The sequence below is a fragment of the Verrucosispora sp. SN26_14.1 genome (assembly GCF_004307965.1).
In the GTDB taxonomy this organism is placed as follows: Bacteria; Actinomycetota; Actinomycetes; order Mycobacteriales; family Micromonosporaceae; genus Micromonospora.
Map to the genome: position 1 here is coordinate 1 of NZ_SISL01000543.1, position 3,593 is coordinate 3,593.

A 3,593-nucleotide genomic window follows, 5' to 3' on the forward strand; every position below is an offset into this window, starting at 1 on the left:
GGCCGCCGCCCGCGAGCGCGGCCTCACCACCAGCGTGGACGCGGCCTCCGCGGCACCGCTGCGGGCCGTCGGCCCGGCGGCCTTCCTGTCCTGGGTACGCGGGGTCGACCTGCTGCTGGTGAACACCGACGAGGCGACGGTGCTGGCCGGCGGACTGGATCCGGCGGCCCAGGGGCGGGCGCTGGCCGCCACCGCCCGACGGGTGGTGGTCAAGCGCGGTGGCGCGGGTGCCACCTGGGTGGAACGGACCGGAACGCTCGTCACCTCACCGGCCCGCCGGGTGGCGGTGGTGGACGTGACGGGAGCGGGTGACGCCTTCGCGGCCGGGCTGCTCGCCGCCTGGCTGACCGGGGCGACCCCGGAGGCCGCCCTGAACCGGGCCACCGACCTCGGCGCGGCGGCGGTCTCCCAGGTGGGTGCCCGGCCGGTCGGCTGAACCGCTCACGACGACAGTCCCGCCCGGGCCGTGCCAGTGCTGCCCGGGTGGGACTGCGTCAGGGCTCGGCGTCGATGACCTTGTGCGGCCGTTCCTCGGCGGTCAGGCTCATCGGCGGGGCCTCCTGCTGCTGCCGCCGCGCCGACCGGCCGATCAGCCGGTGCTGTTCCTTCGGCGGCCGGTCGTTGGCCAGCAGCACCGCGAGCCACGGGACGACGATCATGCCCAGCGCCACCAGGGGCAGCCAGAGCCAGAGCAGGGGCGCCCGCGTGCCGACCAGGATCGCGCCGACGATCACGCACGCCACCCGGACGCCCATCATCGCCACGTACCGCCGCTGCCGGGTGGTGAGCTGGTCGTTCTGGCTGCGCGAGGCGTCGGTGATGAGGATCGGCCGGTACGCCTGATGCTTCACCGTGTACCTCCTCGGGGTCGCCTCCATCCTGTCACCTCGACCGGGCCCGCGACGACGTTCGTCGTGCCGCTACCCCGCCGACCCAGCCCGGCACATCCCCCGCCGGACCGCTCAGCCTCCGGCGGTCTTCGCCTTCGCCGCCGCCTTCTGCTGCTGCTTGTACTCCCGGACCAGGCGCAACGACTCGCCGTCGGTGACGTCGGCCACGGACCGGTGGACCTCCGGCTCGCCGTAGCCGCCGGCCGCCTCCCGCCAGCCCGGCGGCCGTACGCCGAACCGCTTGCCGAGCAGGGCGAGGAAGATCTGCCCCTTCTGTCGGCCGAAGCCCGGCAGGGCGGTGATCCGCGCGAGCAGCTCCGCACCGTCGGCGGGGTCGGCCCAGAGTCGGGCGGCGTCACCGTCGTACCGGTCGACCAGCGCCCGGCAGACCTCCTGCACGCGGGCCGCCATCGCCTTCGGGAACCGGTGCAGCGCCGGCGGCTGGGCGAAGAGGGCCACCAGCGCCTCCGGGTCGTACTCGGCGAGTTCCCGGGCGTCCAGGTCGTGACCGAGCCGCTGGGTCAGCACGTACGGCGAGGAGAACGCCTTCTCCATCGAGACTTGTTGATCAAGAACCATTCCCGTCAGCAACGCCAGCGGACTCTGCATGAGCAGCCGGTTCGCCTCCGGATCGATGGGCAGCGCGAGTGTCATGCCCTCATCCTGCCCGTCGCGGCCCTCGCCCTGGCCTCCGGCACGTGATCTCACCCTCAGCTCGATTCCGCGATTAGGTTAGGCTGTGCTAACTTCGGCGCCTCGGTCGCCCCGGGCCGCAGAGGAAAGGGTTCATCGTGCTTCTCACCCGCCGTACCACCGGCGCGTTGCTCGCCGCCAGCCTGCTCACCGTCGGGCTGGCCGCCTGCGGATCAGGTGAGGAGGACGCGGCAGCAGACTCGGGCCAGTCGACCGACAAGTCGATCACCGTCTACAGCGGACGCAACGAGCAGCTCGTCAAGCCGCTGTTGGACAAGTTCACCGAGCAGACCGGCATCACCGTCAACGCCCGGTACGCGAACACCGCGCAGCTCGCCGCCCAGCTCGTCGAGGAGGGCGACCGGTCCCCCGCCGACGTGTTCTTCGCGCAGGACGCGGGCGCCCTCGGCACCGTGGCGAAGCAGGGCATGTTCACCACGCTCGCTGAGGAGACCACGGCGAAGGTGCCGGCGTCCTACCGTGCCGGCAACGGCCAGTGGGTCGGCGTGAGCGCCCGGGCCCGGGTGCTGGCGTACAACGCCGACCTGGTGAAGGCCGAGGAGCTGCCCGCCTCGGTGTTCGACCTGACCGGCCCGGCCTGGAAGGGCAAGATCGGCGTCGCCCCGACCAACGCCTCGTTCCAGGCGTTCGTCACCGCCATCCGGGTGCAGCACGACGACGCCAAGGCCGAGCAGTTCCTCAGCGGTCTGAAGGCCAACGACCCGCAGATCCGCGACGGCAACGGCAAGATCCTCGAAGACGTCGGCGCCGGCACCATCCCGGCCGGCCTGGTCAACCACTACTACCTCGGCGAGATCGCCAAGGAGCAGGGCACCACGCCGGACGCGCTCAAGGTCAAGCTGCACTTCTTCTCCGGCGGAGACACCGGAGCCCTGGTGAACGTCGCGGGTGTGGGTGTGCTCAAGCGGGCCGCCGAGAACGCCGACGTGCAGAAGTTCGTGGACTTCCTGCTCGGCACCGAGGCCCAGACGTTCTTCGCCGAGCAGACCTACGAGTACCCGGTGATCGACGGCGTGCCCTCCCCGGCGTACGTGCCGGCCCTGTCCGAGCTGGCGGTGCCGCAGATCGACCTGAACGACCTGGACACGCTCGACGCCACCGTCACCATGATCAAGAACTCGGGCCTGGTGCCCTGACCGCACCTCCCTCCGTCGCAGGGCCGTCCCGATCCGGGTCGGCCCTGTCCGGCGTACCCGGCGGGATGCGGCGGCTGGCCCCACGGCCGGCGTTGCTCGCGGCCTCGACCGCCGCGGTGGCCGTCGCCCTGATCCCGCTGGCCTACCTCGGGGTACGCACCGCCGAGGCGGGCTGGGACGCGGTCGTCGCCGAGTTGTGGACCGACCGCGTCGCGCTGCTCGCCCTGCGCAGTCTCGGACTGGCCGCCGTGGTCACCACGGCCTGCGTCCTGCTCGGCGTGGGTACCGCGTTCCTGGTCACCCGCACCGACCTGCCCGGCCGCCGGGCCTTCGCCGTGCTGGCGGCGCTGCCGCTGGCCGTGCCCACCTACATCGCCGCCTTCGCCTGGGTCTCCGCGCTGCCCCGGTGGGAGGGGTTCTGGCCGGCGGCGCTGGTGCTCACCCTCTGCTCCTACCCGTACGTGCTGCTGCCGGTCGCGGCGGCGTTGCGCGGCGCGGACCCGGCGCAGGAGGAGGTGTCCCGCTCGCTCGGGCGCAGCGGGTGGCAGACCTTCACCGCGGTGACGCTGCGGCAGATCCGCCCGGCCACCGCCGCCGGTGCGCTGCTGGTCGCCCTCTATGTGCTCTCCGACTTCGGCGCGGTCTCCATCCTGCGCGCCGACACCTTCACCCGGGCCATCTTCGTCGCCTTCGACCTCGGCTTCGACCGCACCGGGGCGCTGGTGCTCTCCAGCGTGCTGGTGGTGCTCACGGTGGTGCTGCTCACCGGCGAGACCGCCACCCGCCGTCGCGGTGCCCGGTACGCGCGGCTCGGCGGCACCCGACGTCCCGCACCCCGGCTGGCGCTCGGGGC

Annotated in this window: 5 protein-coding genes; 3 read left to right on the forward strand and 2 right to left on the reverse strand. The window is 72.8% G+C overall.

The genetic code is table 11. The annotated features are described in order from the left end of the window. On the forward strand, positions 1 to 436 hold a 436-nt coding region (locus tag EYA84_RS28705), incomplete at its 5' end, for a carbohydrate kinase family protein (RefSeq protein ID WP_236146013.1). Between the two features lie 58 nt (positions 437 to 494). Here EYA84_RS28705 and EYA84_RS28710 read toward each other — a convergent pair. Further along, the gene (locus EYA84_RS28710) at positions 495 to 851 is read right to left on the reverse strand and encodes a DUF3099 domain-containing protein (protein WP_131057093.1); all 357 of its coding nucleotides are present in this window, start codon (positions 849 to 851) and stop codon (positions 495 to 497) included. A 111-nt stretch (positions 852 to 962) separates the two neighbouring features. Next, complete coding sequence (locus EYA84_RS28715; protein ID WP_131057095.1) at positions 963 to 1,544, reverse strand: HhH-GPD-type base excision DNA repair protein; 582 nt, start codon at positions 1,542 to 1,544, stop codon at positions 963 to 965. A 134-nt stretch (positions 1,545 to 1,678) separates the two neighbouring features. Here EYA84_RS28715 and EYA84_RS28720 point away from each other — a divergent pair, with 134 nt between their 5' ends. Next, positions 1,679 to 2,740: an iron ABC transporter substrate-binding protein gene (locus EYA84_RS28720; RefSeq protein WP_394347626.1), complete on the forward strand. Its 1,062-nt coding sequence runs from the start codon at positions 1,679 to 1,681 to the stop codon at positions 2,738 to 2,740. 65 nt (positions 2,741 to 2,805) lie between these two features. Next, the coding region (locus EYA84_RS28725; RefSeq protein ID WP_131057099.1) for an iron ABC transporter permease at positions 2,806 to 3,593 on the forward strand (788 nt) is incomplete at its 3' end.